This window comes from Ottowia oryzae, from assembly GCF_003008535.1.
GTDB classification, from domain to species: Bacteria; Pseudomonadota; Gammaproteobacteria; order Burkholderiales; family Burkholderiaceae_C; genus Ottowia; species Ottowia oryzae.
On the sequence record NZ_CP027666.1, the window covers coordinates 2,437,246 to 2,454,895 of the forward strand.

A 17,650-nucleotide genomic window follows, 5' to 3' on the forward strand; every position below is an offset into this window, starting at 1 on the left:
GGGCGGGGGCCGGCAGCAAGGCCCCTCAGGCCGAGGCCGCTTCGGCCGCCTGCAGCGTGTTGACCAGCAGCATCGCGCGGGTCATGGGGCCCACGCCGCCAGGCACTGGGGTGATCCAGCTGGCGACTTCCTTCACGCCGTCGAAGTCGACGTCGCCGCACAGCTTGCCCGCGTTGGGCTCGCCCTCGGGCACGCGGTTCATGCCCACATCCACCACCACCGCGCCGGGTTTGACCATGTCGGCCGTCAGCACGTTGCGGCGACCCACTGCGGCCACGATGACGTCGGCCTGCAGCGTGTGCGCCTTCAGGTCTTTCGTGGCGCTGTGGCACATCGTCACCGTGGCGTTCTTCTGCAGCAGCATCAGCGCCATGGGCTTGCCCACGTTGTTGCTGCGGCCGATGACGACCGCATTCTTGCCGCGCAGGTCGATACCGGTGCTTTCCAGCAGCTTGATGCAGCCGTAGGGCGTGCACGACCAGAAGCCGGGCAGCCCGGTCATCAGTGCGCCGGCGCTTTGCACGTGAAAGCCGTCCACGTCCTTGGCGGGCGAAATGGCTTCGATGACCTTGTGCGCATCCATGTGCGCGGGCAGGGGCAGCTGCACCAGGATGCCGTGCACGCTGGCGTCGTCGTTCAAGGCGTGTACGCGGGCGAGCAAATCGGCCTCGGTCATCGTGGTGGGGTAGCGCTCCAGCGTGGCTTTCAGGCCGGTCTGGCTGCTGTCGTTGACCTTGTGTTTGACGTACACCTCGCTGGCCGGGTCTTCGCCCACCAGGATGATGGCCAGGTGCGGTTCAATGCCGCGGGCTTTGAGGGCCTGAACGCGGTCGGCCACGTCGGCGCGAACCTGGCGGGCCAGCGCGTTGCCGTCGATGAGCTGTGCAGTCATGGACAAATCTTATGAATGAAATAGGCCGCTAGCGCAGGATGGACAAGCGCTGGCAGCTATATAAATAATAGTAAGACGGTGCGATGGCAGCCGCACAGCGCAGGTCACGCGCGCGGGGCAGGGGCCTGCTTGAGGGCGATCTTGAGCAGATCGGCCACGGTGTTGGCGCCCAGCTTTTCCATGATGTTGGCGCGGTGCGCTTCCACCGTCTTGATGCTGATGCCCAGGTCGTCGGCAATCTGCTTGTTCAGGCGGCCGGCAACGATGCGTTCCAGCACCTGCGATTCGCGCCCGGTCAGCTTGGCCAGCAGCGCCTCGCGGCTGGCCGATTGCTGCTGCTCGGAGAAATTGGCGCGCGCCTGCTCCAGCATGCGCTCGACCAGGGTGATCAGCTGCTCTTCCTTGAAGGGCTTCTGGATGAAATCCAGCGCGCCTTTTTTCATCGTGTCGACCGCCAGCGGAATGTCGCCGTGGCCGGTGATGATGGCAATGGGCAGGGCCGAGCCGCGCTCGGTCAGGCGGTCTTGCAGCTCCAGGCCGCTCATGCCGTTCATGCGAATGTCCACAATCATGCAGGCGACTTCGCGCGGGTCGTAGCGGGCCAGGAAGGCTTCGGCCGATTCGAAGCAGCGCACGCGGAAATCCTGGCCTTCCAGCAGCCACTGGACCGAATCGCGGACAGCCTCGTCGTCATCGACGACATACACCGTTCCACGCTTGGGAATCAAACTCATGCCACAACCTTCGCTTGGGACTTGTCAGGAAAGTTGTCGTGGGCTGGCCCCACCGGAATCCAGAAGGTGAAACGGCACCCTACGACCTCGCCGGAATTGTAGAGGTTCTCCGCCTCGATACGGCCCTGGTGCGACTCGACGATCGAGCGGCACAGGTTCAGGCCAATGCCCAGGCCCTCGCTCTTGGTCGAGAAGAACGCCTCGTACAGCCGCGCCAGCACCTCGGGCGCCAGGCCCTGGCCGTTGTCGGTCACGCGGAATTCGATGACCGGCATGGCGTCGATCACGCGCTGGGCCACCGTGAGGTCGACCACGCGCAGCGGCGCAAAGCGCTGCGCGACGTCGATGGATTCGGCGCCGTTCTTGATGAGGTTGATCAGGGCCTGCTCGATCAGGATCGGGTCGACGAACACCGCAGGCAGCCGTGGCGCCACCTGGTGGATCAGGCGCACGTGGCGGCGGCGCAGCTCGATCTCGGCCAGCTCCACCACCTGCTCGATCATGGCGCCCACCTCGGCCCATTCGCGCTTGGGCTCGCTGCGGCGGACAAAGCTGCGGATGTGCTGGATCACCTGCCCGGCGCGCTGGGCCTGGCGTGCGGTTTTTTCCAGCGCGCCCAGCAGGTCTTCCTCGGTGATGTTGCCGCCCTTGATGCGCGAGATCATCCCGGTGCAGTAGTTGCTGATGGCCGTGAGCGGCTGGTTCAGCTCATGCGCCACGCTGGACGCCATCTCGCCCATGGTGATGAGGCGGCTGGCGGCCTGCGCCCGCTCGGCCTGGGCGGCGGCCAGCTCTTCGGCCTGCCGGCGCGCGGTGATGTCGGTGGCGATCACCATCTGCGCCAGTCGCCCGTCCACCCAATTCAGGTAGCGCGAACGCACTTCCAGCCATTTGTCCAGGCGGTCGATGTAGATCTCGGCGTGTTCGGCCAGCGGCGTGGTGGCCAGGCTGTCCAGCGGCAGCCCGGCGAACGAATCCACCGTGTCCAGGCTTTCGTCGGTGATGTGGGTTTCAGGCGTGCCAGCACGCACCACCAGCTGCATGTGGCCTGCCGTGGTGCCGCCGAACCACTGGCGGTACAGCTTGTTGGCAAACAGCAGCTCCTCGCTGCCGAGCGGCGCTACAGAAACGGAAGCATCCAGCGCTTCCAGCACGGTCGTAAAACGCTCATACGACGCCGAAAGCTGGCGGCGCACGCGGTTGGGCTCGGTGATGTCGGTCATCGACGCCATCCAGCCGGTTTGCTTGTTCGTGGCGTCCACCAGGGGCGACACGTACAGGCGCGCGTCAAACAGCGTGCCGTTCTTGCGCTTGACGCGCATCTGAAAGCCCGACGAGTCGGACGAGCCGGCCAGCTCTTCGGTCAGGCGCGTCATCAGCATGTCGCGGTCTTCGTCGGGCCAGTAGGGAAAGGGCTGCGATTGGCCCAGCAGATCTTCCTCGCTCCACCCGGTCATCTGGCAGAACGCGGGGTTCACATAGGTGATGCGGCCGTCCAGACCCAGCGCGCGCATGCCGGTCAGCATGGAGTTTTCCATCGCGCGGCGGAAGGTGGTTTCAGCCTGCAGCGCGTGCTGCGCCTCTTGCCGGCGGCGCGACTGGCGCCAGTTGGCGATCAGCATCCAGGCGGTCATGGCGGCCAGCACCGCCACCAGCCAAAACAGCGTGCTGCCCACCACGTTCTGCGATGTGCGCCACGCCTGCGCGCGCAGCACCAGGCCGTTGCCCACTGGGGAGACGGGGCTTTCAAACTCGTTGACCTTGGCCGACCACGGCATCACCGCGCCGGGGTTGTCGCGCTCTGGAATGCTCTGGCCGGTCAACAACTGCGCCTTGCCGTCCAGCAAGGCCACGGCGTACTTGGCCAGGATTTCGGAGGGCACGCCGTAGCGCAGCAGGCCGTCCACCGAGTACTCAATCAGCAGCTCACCCGCGTACTGGCCCTTGGCCGTCAGCGGAACGTGCAGTTGCAGCACCGGGTCGGCGTCTTTGGCGGCGATCGGCTGCGAGTAGACCGGCTGCATCAGATCGCGCGCCAGGTCGTAGCCTGTCAGCGTGTCGCTGGGGGTGAGCACGCCCTGCGACAACCAATCGCGGGGAAGCATCATGCTGGGCGATATCTCGCCGCGCAGCACGCGCCGGTGATCGTCGATCCAGTAAATGGCCACCAGTTCGGGGTTTTGCGCTACCAGGGCCTCGGCGCGCGAGGCGAATTGCTCGGCATCGGCGTCGCGGTTGGATATGTCGCGCGCCAGCCGCATCATTTGTTCTTGCCGCTCGATCAAGCGCAGGCGCAGGCGCTGTTGCGCGTACTCCACATCGCGCTTGACGGCTTCCTGCTCGCGGCGGACTTCCTCGACGCGCAAATACCAGAAGGCGGCGGCGATAGCCGCAAGAAACAGCAGCACCGCAGCCAGCGGCGCCAGATGCGACAGCCGGTGCGCTACCCATGCCAGCGTGCGGCGCCACCAGGGCTGCGCCTGCGGGGTGGCGTTATCGACGGACGGGATGGTGAACATGGAACCCGCCAGTGTAGGGCAGCGGGTCGGCGAATCGCGGGGTGCGAGCGCGTTTGAAACGGTGGTTTTAGTACTTAAAATTTCATAATACGAATTCAAAAGTCAGTATTTGGAATCTTCGTGGCTTTATGCAATGATTCGGACTTCGTTCACAATGAACTTGCATAACTTTTAAAGACAAGGAGACGCAGAAGATGTCCGCAGAGCCCACTGCACCCGCCGCCGGCCAGGATCCTGATCAACAGGAAACCCGTGAATGGAGGGATGCGCTTTCCTCCGTGATTGAACAATCGGGCCCGGAACGCGCCCACTTTCTGCTGGAGCAATTGCTGGAACATGCCCGCCAGCACTCCATCGACATGCCGTTTTCGGCCACCACCGGCTACGTCAACACCCTGGAGCCTGCGCAAGAGGCCCACTGCCCAGGCAACATCGCCATCGAAAAGCGCCTGCGCGCCTTCATGCGCTGGAATGCCATGGCCATGGTGGTTCGCGCCAACCGGCTGAACCCCAAAGACGGGGGTGACCTGGGTGGCCACATCGGCTCTTTTGCGTCGCTGGCGTCCATGCTGGGCGCGGGCTTCAACCACTTCTGGCACGCCGAGAGCGAAGGCCACGGCGGCGACTGCCTCTACATCCAGGGCCACAGCGCACCGGGCATCTACGCCCGCGCCTTCCTGGAAGGGCGCATCACCGAAGAGCAGATGGACAACTTCCGCCAGGAAGTCGATGGCAAAGGTCTGTCCAGCTACCCGCACCCGAAACTGATGCCTTCGTTCTGGCAGTTCCCGACCGTCAGCATGGGCCTGGGCCCGCTGATGGCGATCTACCAGGCGCGTTTCTTGAAGTACCTGGATGCGCGCGGCATTGCCGACACCAAGAATCGCAAGGTTTGGGCCTTCATGGGCGACGGCGAGATGGACGAGCCCGAGAGCCTGGGCGCGATCAGCCTGGCTGCCCGCGAAGGGCTGGACAACCTGGTCTTCGTCGTCAACTGCAACCTGCAGCGCCTTGACGGCCCGGTGCGCGGCAACGGCAAGATCATCCAAGAGCTGGAAGGCGAATTCCGTGGCTCTGGCTGGAACGTGGTCAAGCTGATCTGGGGCAAGGGCTGGGACGCGCTGCTCGCGCGCGACAAGTCCGGCAAGCTCAAGCAGCTGATGATGGAGACGCTGGACGGCGACTATCAGGCCATGAAGGCCAACGACGGCGCCTTCGTGCGCAAGAACTTCTTCGGCAAGTACCCCGAGACCGCCAAACTGGTCGAGCACATGAGCGACGAAGAGATCTTCGATCTGCGCCGTGGCGGGCACGACCCGGAAAAGGTGTACGCCGCCTTCTCTGCCGCGTACAACCACAAGGCTCAGCCCACCGTGCTGCTGGTCAAGACCGTCAAAGGTTATGGCATGGGCAAGGCCGGCGAGGGCAAGAACACCGTCCACCAGACCAAGAAGCTGTCGGACGAGGACATCCGCTACATCCGCGACCGCTTCGGCATTCCTGTGTCCGACAGCGATCTGGACAAGCTGCCGTACTACAAGCCGGCCGACGACACGCCGGAGATGAAGTACCTGCACGAGCGCCGCAAGGCGCTGGGCGGCTACCTGCCGCACCGCCGCGAAAAGGCGGACGAGCACTTCACGATCCCCAGCCTGGACACCTTCAAGGCCGTGCTGGAGCCCACCACCGAAGGCCGCGAGATCAGCACCACCCAGGCGTTTGTGCGCTTCTTGACTCAGCTGCTGCGCGACAAGGCCTTTGGCCCGCGCGTGGTGCCCATCCTGGTGGATGAGGCGCGCACCTTCGGCATGGAAGGCCTGTTCCGCCAGATCGGCATCTACAACCCCAAAGGCCAGCAGTACACCCCGGTCGATAAAGACCAGGTGATGTACTACAAGGAGGCCAAGGACGGCCAGATCCTGCAGGAAGGCATCAACGAAGCCGGCGGCATGTGCAGCTGGATTTCCGCAGCCACCAGCTACAGCACGAACAACCGCATCATGATGCCGTTCTACGTGTTCTATTCGATGTTCGGTTTCCAGCGCGTGGGCGATCTGGCCTGGGCGGCGGGCGACATGCAGGCGCGCGGCTTCTTGCTGGGTGGCACCTCCGGGCGCACCACCCTGAACGGCGAAGGCCTGCAGCACGAAGACGGCCACAGCCAGATCCTGGCGGGCACCATTCCCAACTGCGTCAGCTACGACCCGACCTTCGCGCACGAAGTGGGCGTGATCATCCACCACGGCCTGGTTCGCATGGTCGAGAAGCAGGAAAACGTCTACTACTACCTGACGCTGCTGAACGAGAACTACCCCATGCCCGGCCTCAAGCCCGGCACCGAGGAAGAGATCATCAAGGGCATGTACCTGTGCCAGCCGGCCGCGCAAGTGGCCAGCAACGCGCCGCGCGTGCAGCTGCTGGGCTCGGGCACGATCCTGCGTGAGTCGCTGGCCGCGCAAGAGCTGCTGCTCAAAGACTGGGGCGTGGCCGCAGACGTCTGGAGCTGCCCCAGCTTCAACGAACTGGGCCGCGACGGCCAGGACGTGGCGCGCTGGAACCTGCTGCACCCGATGGAAACGCCCCGCAAGGCGTTTGTCACCTCGCAGCTGGAGCCGCATGTCGGCCCCGTGGTCGCTTCGACCGACTACATGAAGAGCTTCGTCGAGCAGATTCGCCCCTTCATCCCCGAAGGGCGCAGCTTCACCACGCTGGGCACCGACGGCTTTGGCCGCAGCGATTTCCGTTCGCGCCTGCGCGAGCACTTCGAGGTGGACCGCCACTACATCACCGTCGCCGCGCTGCATGCGCTGGCCGATGAAGGCAAGGTGCCCGTCGACCGCGTGGCCGCTGCCATCAAGCAGTACGGCATCCAGGCCGACAAGGTCAACCCGCTGAAGGCCTGAGACGGAGGACACGAACATGGCAATGGTTGAAGTGAAAGTCCCCGACATCGGCGACTTCGACGAAGTGGCGGTGATCGAGGTGCTGGTCAAGCCGGGCGACACCGTCAAGGTGGAGCAAAGCCTGGTCACGGTCGAATCCGACAAGGCTTCGATGGAAATCCCCTCCAGCACGGCTGGGGTGGTGAAGGAGCTCAAGGTCAAGCTGGGCGACAAGGTCAGCGAAGGCAGCGTGATCCTGGTGCTAGAAGCGGCCGGTGATTCCGCACAAAATGCGGCGCCAGCGCAGGCTGCACCTGCGCCAGCAGCTACGAAATCAGAAGCAACGGCGCCTGCCGCCCCCGCTGCTGCCCCGGCCGAAGCGCCCGCAGCAGCCCCGGCTGCCGCTGGCCCGATCGAGGTGCGCGTGCCCGACATCGGCGACTTCAAGGACGTCGCCGTGATCGAGGTGTTCGTTCAGCCGGGCGACACCGTCAAGCTGGAGCAAAGCCTGATCACCGTCGAATCCGACAAGGCTTCGATGGAGATTCCGTCCAGCGCGGCCGGCGTCATCAAAGAGATGAAGGTCAAGCTGGGCGACAAGGTGAACATTGGCGACCTGCTGGCCATCGTGGAAGGCACCAGCGCTGCGGCGCCGGCCGCCGCGGCGGCAGCACCTGCGCCCACGCCCGCACCAGCAGCCAGCGCTGCGCCCGCAGCTGCGGCACCCGCCGCCGCATCGGCCAGCGCCCCAGCTGCCATGCCCGCGCACGACCCCACGGTGGCGCCCACGGGCAAGCTGCCGTACGCCAGCCCCAGCGTGCGCAAGTTCGCGCGCGAACTGGGCGTGCCGCTGGAAGAGGTCAAAGGCACGGGCATCAACGGCCGCATCAGCGCCGAAGACGTGCAGGCTTTCACCCGTCAGGTGATGTCCGGCAGCGTGCAGACCAAGGCCCAGGCGGCGAACGCGCCCAAGGGCGGCTCGGGCGTCGGGCTGGATCTGCTGCCGTGGCCCAAGGTGGATTTCGCCAAGTTCGGCCCCATCGAAGCCAAGCCGCTGTCGCGCATCAAGAAGATCAGCGGCGCCAACCTGGCGCGCAACTGGGTGATGATTCCGCACGTCACCAATAACGACGAAGCCGACATCACCGAGCTGGAAGCCTTCCGCGTGCAGACCAACGCCGAGGCCGCCAAGGCCAAGAGCGACGTCAAGGTGACGATGCTGGCCTTCGTCATCAAGGCGGTGGTGGCTGCGCTGAAGAAATTCCCCGAGTTCAACACCAGCCTGGACGGCGACAACCTCGTCTACAAGCAGTACTACAACATCGGCTTTGCGGCAGACACGCCCAATGGCCTGGTGGTGCCGGTGCTGAAAGACGCCGACAAAAAGGGCATTCTGCAGATCAGCCAGGAAATGGGCGATCTGGCCAAGAAGGCCCGCGACGGCAAGATGGGCCCGGCCGACATGACGGGCGGGTGCTTCTCGATCAGCTCGCTGGGCGGCATTGGCGGCACCAGCTTCACGCCGATCATCAACGCGCCTGAGGTGGCGATTCTTGGCCTGTCCAAGAGTGCCATGAAGCCCGTCTGGGATGGCAAGCAGTTCGTGCCGCGTCTCACGCTGCCGCTGTCGCTCAGCTACGACCACCGCGTGATCGACGGCGCCGCCGCCGCGCGCTTCAATGCGTACCTGGCTCAGGTACTCGCCGACTTCCGACGCGTGCTGTTGTGAGCGCGGTGGCGGAGCGTTGCGCCCCAACGCCTGCCGACGCTGCGGCATTGGCCACGCCGCTGGCCGGGTTGCAGCGGCCGGTGGCCGTTTTCGATGCGGGCATCGGCAGCTATGCGATCGTGCAGCGCCTGCAGCAGCGCTTTCCGTGGCTTGATCTGATCTACTTTGCTGACCGCGCCAGCTTTCCGTACGGCGGAAAGTCGCGCGAGGTACTGGCGCCGTTGATCGAGGCCACGGTGGGGCGGCTGGGCACGTGGGGGGCCAGCGCCGTGGTGCTGGCGTCCAACGCGCCTTCGGTCATGGTGCTGGAAGGCCTGCAGGCCGCCGGCCTGCCGGTGCCCGTGCGCGGCGTTTTCCCGCCCGTGCGCGAGGCGCTGGCGGCCAGCCGCAGCGGCTTGGTGGTGGTGATGGGCGTGGCTTCGCTGGCGAGCAGCCCCCAGATCCAGGCATATATCCGCCGTGAAGCGGATGGGCGGCCGGTGGCGGTGGAAAACGCTTCTGCCATGGTCGACCTGGTCGAAAACGGCAGCTTCCTGAGCCAGCCGCAGGCCACGCAGACTGCGGTCGATGCCTTCATGGCCGAGCTGCTGCGCCGCCACCCCGGCGCCGACGTGTGCACGCTGTCTTCCACGCATTTGCCTTGGCTGCGGCCGTTTTTTGAACGCGCGGCCCCGCAGGTGCGCTTTCTGGATCCGGCTGACAGCGTGGTGGCTGAGTTGGAAGCTTTCATTGGCGCGGCAGGCCAGCGCGCACCCGGCCATGTGGGGCAGGTGCTGTGCGTGGCCACCGAATCGCCTGATCAACCCTTGTCCGGGCTGAGCGACATGCTTGGCCGCTTGGGCGTCGCACTGACGCCGATCCTGGTTCAACCGACGGTGGTGGGCCAGCCTCTAGGAGACAAATCATGAGCATCGTGGAAGTCAAAGTGCCGGACATCGGCGACTTCAAGGACGTCGCGGTTATCGAGCTGCTGGTCAAGCCCGGTGACACGGTTGCGGCAGAACAGTCGCTGATCACCGTCGAATCCGACAAGGCGTCGATGGAAATCCCTTCCAGCCACGCTGGCGTGGTCAAGGAGCTGAAGGTCAACATCGGCGACAAGGTGAACCAGGGTTCGCTCATCCTCACGCTGGATGCGGCAGAGCAGGGCGCCGCTGCGCCCGCGCCGGCACCCGCCACCGCAGCAGATTCCAAGCCAAATTCGGCTCCAGCGCCCGCGCCATCAGCGCCAGCAGCTCCTGTTCCTGTAGCATCCAGCTTTGGCGGCAGCGTCGATGTGGATTGCGACGTGCTGGTGCTGGGCGGTGGCCCGGGCGGTTATTCGGCGGCCTTCCGCGCGGCCGATCTGGGCCTGAAGGTGGTGATCGTCGAGCGCTATGCCACCCTGGGCGGCGTTTGCCTGAACGTGGGCTGCATCCCCTCGAAGGCGCTGCTGCACGTGGCGGCGGTGATGGATGAGGTCAGCCACCTGGCGGCGCTGGGCATCGACTACGGCGGCGCGCCCAAGCTGGATATTGACAAGCTGCGCGGCCACAAAGACAAGGTCATCGGCAAGCTGACCGGTGGCCTGGGCGCGATGGCCAAGATGCGCAAGGTAACCACGCTGCGCGGCTTCGGCAGCTTCGTCGGCGCCAATCACCTGGAGGTGGAAGAAACCACCGGCACCGGCCAGGAGAAGACCTGCAAGAAACAGGTGGTGCAGTTCAAGCGCGCCATCATCGCCGCAGGCAGCCAGGCCGTGCGCCTGCCCTTCATGCCCGATGACCCCCGCGTGGTGGACAGCACGGGCGCGCTCGCGCTGAAGGCCGTGCCCAAGAAAATGCTGATTCTGGGCGGCGGCATCATCGGGCTGGAGATGGGCACCGTCTACAGCACGTTGGGCGCCCGCCTGGACGTGGTCGAGATGATGGACGGCCTGATGCAGGGCGCCGACCGGGACCTGGTCAAGGTGTGGCAAAAGATGAACGCGCCGCGCTTTGACAGCATCATGCTCAAGACCAAGACGGTGGGCGCCAAGGCGACCGACGCAGGCATTGAAGTGAGCTTTGAAGGCGAGGGCGCGCCCGCGCCGCAAACCTACGACCTGGTGCTGCAAGCCGTGGGCCGCAGCCCCAACGGCAAGAAAATCGGCGCCGACAAGGCGGGCGTGGCCGTCACCGACCGTGGCTTCATCCCCGTGGACGTGCAGTTGCGCACCAATGTGCCGCACATCTTCGCCATTGGCGACATCGTCGGCCAGCCCATGCTGGCGCACAAGGCGGTGCACGAGGGGCACGTGGCGGCCCAAGTCATTGCCGGCGAACTGCTGGGTGACGAGAAGCTGGCCAAAGCCGCGTTCGACGCGCGCGTCATCCCCAGCGTGGCGTACACCGATCCCGAAGTGGCCTGGGTGGGCCTGACCGAAGACCAGGCCAAGGCGCAGGGCATCAAGGTCAAGAAAGGCCTGTTCCCCTGGACGGCATCGGGCCGTGCCATCGCCAACGGCCGAGACGAGGGCTTCACCAAGCTGCTGTTCGACGACGGCCCCGACGCGCACGGCCATGGCCGCATTCTGGGCGGCGGCATTGTCGGCACCCACGCGGGCGACATGATCGGCGAGATCGCCCTAGCGATCGAAATGGGCGCCAACGCAGTCGATATCGGCAGCACGATCCACCCGCACCCCACGCTGGGCGAAAGCATCGGCATGGCAGCGGAAGTGGCGCACGGCAGCTGCACGGATTTGCCGCCGCAGAAGCGGTAACTCAGCCGCCTCTGCAGCTTGACGCCGGCAACCCAATGGGTTGCCGGTTTCGTTTTGGGCGCATGCGCGTGCTGGCAAGCCCACCAATCTCTAGCTCAGTTCGGCTGAGCGCGTGCAGAACAATCCGTTTCGGCACTCTGGGGGTCGGCTGGAATGGAGCGATTCACGGCGGACATGGTTTCGTGCCGTGGGGCTGGTCGCCCGCCCATGGGGGACCATTCGATGAGCCGTCTAACACCTTCACTCAGTGCACCTCAATGGGGCACGCAGGCACCCTGTATACAGCTCGCGTACTAAAATACCCCTGCAGCTTTTCGCAAGCGCGGGCGCCTGTTCTGGCGCCCATCCGTGCAAGGGTTTTGCCTTGCCGGGTCGCTTGCATCGCTGTTTTTTTCACGCTAACGCATTTCACCGAGCTTTCTCAATGAGCACAGATGCCCCGGCGGAGCAATCGGGGCACGACAGTGCCGACGATCTCCAGCGCAATCTCAGCAATCGCCATATCCAGCTGATCGCCATTGGTGGTGCCATCGGCACGGGTTTGTTCATGGGCTCAGGCAAAACCATCAGCCTGGCGGGCCCGTCCATTGTTTTTGTGTACGCCATCATCGGCATCATGTTGTTCTTCGTGATGCGGGCGATGGGCGAGCTGTTGCTGTCCAACCTGCAGTACAAGAGCTTCATCGATTTTTCGGCCGATTTGCTGGGCCCCTGGGCCGGATTTTTCACCGGGTGGACGTACTGGTTCTGCTGGATCATCACCGGCATTGCCGATGTGATTGCGATATCGGCCTACGCCCAGTTTTGGTGGCCCGATTTGCCGCAATGGGCGCCCGCGATCGCCTGCGTAGCCGTGCTGCTGAGCCTGAACCTGCTGACAGTGAAGCTGTTTGGCGAGGTCGAGTTTTGGTTTGCGATGATCAAGATCGTCGCCATCGTTACCCTGGTTGGCACAGGCTTGTACATGGTGCTGACGGGTTTCAGCTCACCCGCAGGTCGCACGGCCAGCCTGGCCAATTTGTGGAACGACGGCGGCATGTTCCCGCACGGCGCCATGGGCTTTTTTGCGGGCTTTCAGATCGCGGTGTTCGCCTTTGTGGGGATTGAGCTTGTGGGTACCACGGCGGCCGAGGCCAAGGACCCGCACCGCACCCTGCCGCGCGCCATCAACTCCATCCCGGTGCGCATCATCATTTTTTATGTGTGCGCGCTGATCGCGATCATGGCGGTCACGCCCTGGCGCGACGTGGTGCCCAGCAAAAGCCCGTTCGTAGAGCTGTTTGTGCTGGCGGGCCTGCCCGCGGCCGCCAGCATCATCAACTTTGTGGTGCTCACGTCAGCGGCGTCGTCGGCCAACAGTGGCGTGTTTTCCACCAGCCGCATGCTCTATGGGCTGGCGCAAGAGGGCGACGCGCCCAAGGTCTTTGGCAAGCTGTCTGCCGCCAGCGTGCCTTCACGCGGACTCGTCTTTTCGTGCGTCTGCCTGTTGGGCGGCGCATTTTTGATGTGGGTGGTGCCGAATCTGGTGGAAGCCTTCACGCTGGTCACCACGGTGTCGGCCATTCTTTTCATGTTCGTCTGGTCGCTGATCCTGCTGTCGTACATCAGTTACCGCAAACACCGCGCAGAGCTGCATCAAGCGTCCCGCTACCGCATGCCTGGCGGCGTTGCCATGTGCTGGGCGTGCCTGGCGTTCTTCGCCGGCATCATCGTGCTGCTGACGTTCGAGGCTGACACACGCCAGGCGCTGCTCGCCACGCCCCTGTGGTTTGTGCTACTCGGTGTGGCCTACGTGTCGATGCGATCCAGAAAACCCCGCGGCTGATCCCCGCAACTTGATCGACACTCCATCCCCGTGATGCACCATCTCGCCCAGGCCATTGCGTCGATGCCTTTGTGCCATGAGGCCGTGCGCCTGTTTCACGGACGCGGCGGCTGCTTTGCGGGCGAAGAGCACCTGACGCTCGACGCCTTTCCGCCCGCGCTGGTGTTGACCAGCTTCAAGGCGATGACCGAAGCAGAGCTGGCCGAGGTGGGCGGCCTGCTTCAAGCGCGCTGGTCGGCATTGGCGGCGCCGGAGCCGCTGACCTGGGTGTACCAATGCCGCCAGCCCGGTGGCGTGATCGACACACGGTTGATGGCCGGCAGCGTCCCAGATCCCCATCAGGTGCGTGAGGCTGGTGCCGACTACCGCGTGCAGGTGCTGCGCGGCCAGAACCACGGCCTGTTTCTGGACATGTCGGCGGGTCGGCGCTGGGTACGTGATTTTTCCGCAGAGTTCAAGGCGCGGGAAGGGCGCGGCGCGCGGGTGCTGAACTTGTTTGCCTACACCTGCGCCTTCAGCGTGTCTGCGCTGCAGGGCGGGGCGGCGCAGGTGGTCAATATCGACATGGCGCGCGGCACATTGGCCACGGGGCAGCAGAACCATCAGCTGAACGGCCTGCAAGGGGCTCTGTTCTGGCCGCACGACGTGTTCACCACCTGGGGCAAGATCGCGCGCCATGGCCCGTATGACTTGGTGGTGGCCGACCCGCCCAGCTATCAAAAAGGCAGCTTTGTCGCCACCAAAGACTACCCACGCCTGATGCGCCGCTTGCCGGATCTTCTGCGGCCGGGCGGTCACGCGCTGCTGTGCCTCAACGCGCCGGAGCTGGGCATGGATTTCCTGGTAGACAACGCCCTCAAGGAAGCGCCGGAGATCCGCTTTGTCCAAAGGCTGGCCAATCCGCCAGTGTTTGCGGACGTCGATGCGGAGCGGGCGCTGAAAGTCGGCTGGTTCATGCGGCCTGTGTAGCTGCCCTGCCACGGGCACCGCGCCGAGCTATTGGGGCCGGAAGTCGTCCTTCACCGCTTCCATGGTTTTGCGCTCCACCCAGCCGGGCGCCAGCAGCTTCATCCACCGGCCAAAGCGCGCCTTGGCGGTCATGACGCATTCGCGCTGGCGCGCGTCCACCGCCTTGCGCATCAGGCGCACGCAGGTCTCTACAGGCATCATCCCTTCCTCACGAAGGCCGCTCACGCCGGCCTGTTGGCCTTGCGCGTTGAAGCCGTGCAGACGAATGGCTGTGTCCACCACGCCGGGGTAAACCACGGTGACGGACACTCCCAGCGGCTTGACTTCGGCGCGCAGCGCTTCCAGCATGCCCGCCACGGCGAACTTGCTGCCGCTGTACGCCGTGCGGCCCGGCACGCCGAACAGGCCTGCGTGCGATGACACGCCCACGATGCGGCCCTTGCTGGCGATCAGGTGTGGCAGCGCGGCATAGGTGCACCACAGGGTGCCCCAGTAGTTCACGCGCATCAGGTACTCGTACCAATCCAGCTTGTCGGGCGGCACCTCGCGCAACAGCGCGTGCGCTGAAAGCCCGGCGTTGTTGTAGAGCGTGTCGATTCGCCCGAAGCGTTGGGCGGCCACGGCGATGAGGCGGTCGCAGTCGGCGCGCACCGAAACATCCGCCATGACCCATTCGACGTGGGCGCCCAGCCGGGTGCACTCGTCTGCAACGGCCCGCAGTTTTTCTTCGCTGCGCGCGGCCAATATCAGCCCGGCGCGTTCGCGGCGGACGGTGGCGAGCTGGCGCGCCAATTCGGCGCCAATGCCGTCGGAGGCGCCGGTGATCACCGTGACGATCATGAATGAACCCCTTGAGCCACCTTGCGCCGCAAAACCGTCAGGCCGAAGAGGGTGGCCGTGATGTACATGACGATGGAATACAGGGCCGCCGGCAGTGCCATCTCGAAGTTGTTGAGCAGCGACAGCGCGATGTACAGCGCCAGCGTTGAGTTGTGGATGCCAATCTCATAGCAGATGGCGGTGGCCATCGACTTGTCCAGCCCGGCGGCGCGGCTCAGGAAATAGCCCGCGCCCAGGCTGACGAGGTTGAACACCACCACCGCCGGGCCGATGGTGGCCAGGCCCGCCGCCAGAGCGGACGATTCCTTGGCGATGGCGATCAGCGCAAACGCCAGCAGCACCAGGGCGCTGAACAGCTTGAACGGCTTTTCAGCGCGCAGCGCCAGCGCTGGCCTGCGGGCGCCCACCAGCATGCCCAGCGCCACGGGGACGATCACCACCGCCACCACTTCCACCACCTTCTGCCACTGCAGCGACACAGCGTTGCCCTGATCGCTCAAGAAGTAGGCCAGCGACAGATTGACGACCAGCGGCAGCGTGACGATCGACAACACCGTATTGATCGCCGTCAGCGAGATGTTCATCGCCACATTGCCGCCAAACAGGTGGCTGAAAAGGTTGGCCGATATGCCGCCCGGCGAAGCCGCCAGCAGCATCAGCCCCACCGCAAAGACCGGCGACAGCCCGAGCGCCCGGGCGATCGCAAAGCAGGCCAGCGGCAACAGCACGACCTGCAGACCCAGCGCGATAAACACCGCTTTCGGGTGGCGCGCCAAACGGCGGAAATCCTCCAGGCTGAGCGACAGGCCCAGCCCGAACATGACCAGGGCCAGCGCGCCCAAGAGCAGGCGGGGCAGAAGCTGCAGGAAGTCCATGGTGGGCTCGCGGCTCAGTCTGCGTAGCCAGGCAGCTCGCGGTCCAGCCGGCGCAGCAGCGCGGGCCAGGCGATCTGCGCGCCCTGGTCGGCCGTGACGTGCTTGAGCACCTGGGCCATGCCCACCAGGATGCGCGGATCAACGTGAATCAGCTCACTGCCGCCAGACTGCGCATCGATCTGGATTCGGCAGGCGTTCTCCAGCGTGTACATCGCCAGGAAGGCCTCTGCCACGCTGGCGCCGACGGTCAGCAGGCCGTGATTGCGCAGGATCAGAAAGCGCGCGTCGCCCAGGTCGGCGGCCAGGCGCGGCTTTTCATCGTCGCGCAGGGCCACGCCTTCGTAGCCGTGGTAGGCCAGCGAGGGCAGCACGAAGGTGCTTTGCTGGCTGATGGGCAGCAGGCCTTCCTTCTTGGCGCTGACCGCAATGCCGGCGCGGCTGTGGGTGTGCATCACGCAGCCCGCGTCTTCGCGCGCGGCGTGCACGCAACTGTGGATGGTGAAACCGGCTGGATTCACGGGGTAGGGGCTGTCGTGCAGCTTGTTGGCCTGCTGGTCGATGCGAATCAGGCTGGACGCGGTGATCTCTTCAAACAGCAGGCCGTAGGGGTTGATCAGAAACTGGTGCTCGGGCCCCGGGATGCGCGCGCTGATGTGGGTGAACACCAAATCGCTCCAGCCGTACAGCGACACAAGGCGGTAGGCGGCGGCAAGGTCTACACGCAGCTTCCATTCTTCGGGCGAAACCTGGTCTTTCATCGAGGGCATGGTGAGAGTCTCCTGAATATCTAAGGGGCGGCGCGGCCTGTGGTTGTCTTGCAGGCAGGGGCAACGCTGGCTGGGTCGAAGGGCACTGTAGGCATGCGCGGCCTGAATGAAATGTCAAAATCCAAACAATTAGGTGTTTGCCCCATGCCCGCCGCCACCCACCTGATGCCTTGCGCATCTGCGCCAGCAACCCCTGGTTTGCGAGCCTGCCCGCGCTGGAGCGCAGGCGACTGCTGGCTGCCGCCCGACCGTTGCGCTGCGCGCGCGGCGAGATGCTGTTCCGCTATGGCGATGCGGTGGACATGCGCAGCGACAGCCAGGGCGGCTTTTACGTGCTGCTGCATGGGGTGCTCAAGGCGTCCACCCTGAACGTGGAAGGGCGCGAGGCCATCTTCGTCGTGCTGCAGCCGGGCAACTGGTTTGGTGAACTCAGCGTGCTCGACGGCACCCCGCGCACTCACGACGTGACGGCGATGGAAGACAGCCATCTGCTGAACGTGCCGCCCACGGCCTTTGCCGGGCTGATGCAGCGCCCCACCTTTGCGCGCGCCATCACCATGCTGCTGGCTGGGCGCGTGCGGGCGCTCTATGGCCTGGTGCAGGCCAGCACGCTGCACAGCACGCAGGGGCGCATCGCCTACCGCCTGGGCCGGCTGGCGCACGGCGACGCCACCCAGGCGCAGGCCAGCCAGCGCAGCGTGACCGTGTCGCAAGAGGCCTTGTCCATGATGCTGGGCATCACACGCCAAACCCTCAGCCGGGAGCTGCATGCGCTGGCCGATGCGGGCCTGCTGCGCCTGCGCTACGGCCGCATCGACATCCTTCAGCCCGAGCACCCTCTGTTCGGCGAGTCGACCTAGGTCGACCGCCGCACC

13 protein-coding genes are annotated in these 17,650 nt (G+C 65.0%); 7 read left to right on the top strand and 6 right to left on the bottom strand.

Annotated features, from left to right (window positions below; translation table 11 throughout):
* Positions 1–25: 25 nt before the first annotated feature.
* The 3 genes from folD to C6570_RS11195 form a co-directional block, all read right to left on the bottom strand.
* A complete protein-coding gene (folD, locus tag C6570_RS11185) occupies positions 26–892 on the bottom strand; it encodes a bifunctional methylenetetrahydrofolate dehydrogenase/methenyltetrahydrofolate cyclohydrolase FolD (RefSeq protein WP_106703276.1) in 867 nt (288 codons plus the stop codon).
* Positions 893–996: 104 nt separating this feature from the next.
* Positions 997–1,626, bottom strand: a complete 630-nt coding sequence (locus C6570_RS11190) for a response regulator transcription factor (RefSeq protein WP_106703277.1) — start codon at positions 1,624–1,626, stop codon at positions 997–999.
* Positions 1,623–4,145, bottom strand: a complete 2,523-nt coding sequence (locus C6570_RS11195) for a PAS domain-containing sensor histidine kinase (protein ID WP_106703278.1) — start codon at positions 4,143–4,145, stop codon at positions 1,623–1,625. The genes C6570_RS11190 and C6570_RS11195 overlap by 4 nt, the downstream gene beginning before the upstream one ends.
* Positions 4,146–4,339: 194 nt before the next feature.
* On the opposite strand from C6570_RS11195, the gene aceE reads away from it, so the two are divergent.
* The 6 genes from aceE to C6570_RS11225 all read left to right on the top strand — a co-directional run bounded on the left by aceE (position 4,340) and on the right by C6570_RS11225 (position 14,293).
* The gene (gene aceE / locus C6570_RS11200) at positions 4,340–7,048 is read left to right on the top strand and encodes a pyruvate dehydrogenase (acetyl-transferring), homodimeric type (protein ID WP_106703279.1); all 2,709 of its coding nucleotides are present in this window, start codon (positions 4,340–4,342) and stop codon (positions 7,046–7,048) included.
* A gap of 16 nt (positions 7,049–7,064) precedes the next feature.
* The gene (gene aceF / locus C6570_RS11205; RefSeq protein ID WP_106703280.1) at positions 7,065–8,756 is read left to right on the top strand and encodes a dihydrolipoyllysine-residue acetyltransferase; all 1,692 of its coding nucleotides are present in this window, start codon (positions 7,065–7,067) and stop codon (positions 8,754–8,756) included.
* Entirely contained in the window at positions 8,753–9,664 is a 912-nt protein-coding gene (locus C6570_RS11210) for a glutamate racemase (RefSeq protein WP_211297590.1), read from the top strand. Before aceF ends, C6570_RS11210 begins: the two co-directional genes overlap by 4 nt.
* Entirely contained in the window at positions 9,661–11,499 is a 1,839-nt protein-coding gene (gene lpdA, locus C6570_RS11215) for a dihydrolipoyl dehydrogenase (RefSeq protein ID WP_106703282.1), read from the top strand. The genes C6570_RS11210 and lpdA overlap by 4 nt, the downstream gene beginning before the upstream one ends.
* 424 nt (positions 11,500–11,923) lie before the next feature.
* Complete coding sequence (gene cycA / locus C6570_RS11220; protein WP_106703283.1) at positions 11,924–13,324, top strand: D-serine/D-alanine/glycine transporter; 1,401 nt, start codon at positions 11,924–11,926, stop codon at positions 13,322–13,324.
* 33 nt (positions 13,325–13,357) lie between these two features.
* A complete protein-coding gene (locus C6570_RS11225; protein ID WP_106703284.1) occupies positions 13,358–14,293 on the top strand; it encodes a class I SAM-dependent methyltransferase in 936 nt (311 codons plus the stop codon).
* 27 nt (positions 14,294–14,320) lie between these two features.
* Here C6570_RS11225 and C6570_RS11230 read toward each other — a convergent pair whose 3' ends face one another.
* From C6570_RS11230 to C6570_RS11240, 3 genes are read right to left on the bottom strand one after another with little or no spacing between them, the layout of a single operon-like run.
* On the bottom strand, positions 14,321–15,133 hold the full coding sequence (locus tag C6570_RS11230; RefSeq protein ID WP_106703285.1) for an SDR family oxidoreductase: 813 nt from the start codon (positions 15,131–15,133) through the stop codon (positions 14,321–14,323).
* Positions 15,130–16,008, bottom strand: coding sequence for a bile acid:sodium symporter family protein (locus C6570_RS11235; protein WP_106703286.1), 879 nt, complete (start codon positions 16,006–16,008; stop codon positions 15,130–15,132). Before C6570_RS11235 ends, C6570_RS11230 begins: the two co-directional genes overlap by 4 nt.
* 14 nt (positions 16,009–16,022) lie before the next feature.
* Positions 16,023–16,775 carry a class II aldolase/adducin family protein gene (locus C6570_RS11240; protein ID WP_106703287.1) on the bottom strand — a complete coding sequence of 251 codons (753 nt, stop codon included), beginning with the start codon at positions 16,773–16,775 and terminating at the stop codon, positions 16,023–16,025.
* A 137-nt stretch (positions 16,776–16,912) separates the two neighbouring features.
* Here C6570_RS11240 and C6570_RS11245 point away from each other — a divergent pair, with 137 nt between their 5' ends.
* Positions 16,913–17,635 carry a Crp/Fnr family transcriptional regulator gene (locus C6570_RS11245; protein ID WP_245896170.1) on the top strand — a complete coding sequence of 241 codons (723 nt, stop codon included), beginning with the start codon at positions 16,913–16,915 and terminating at the stop codon, positions 17,633–17,635.
* Positions 17,636–17,650: the final 15 nt, after the last annotated feature.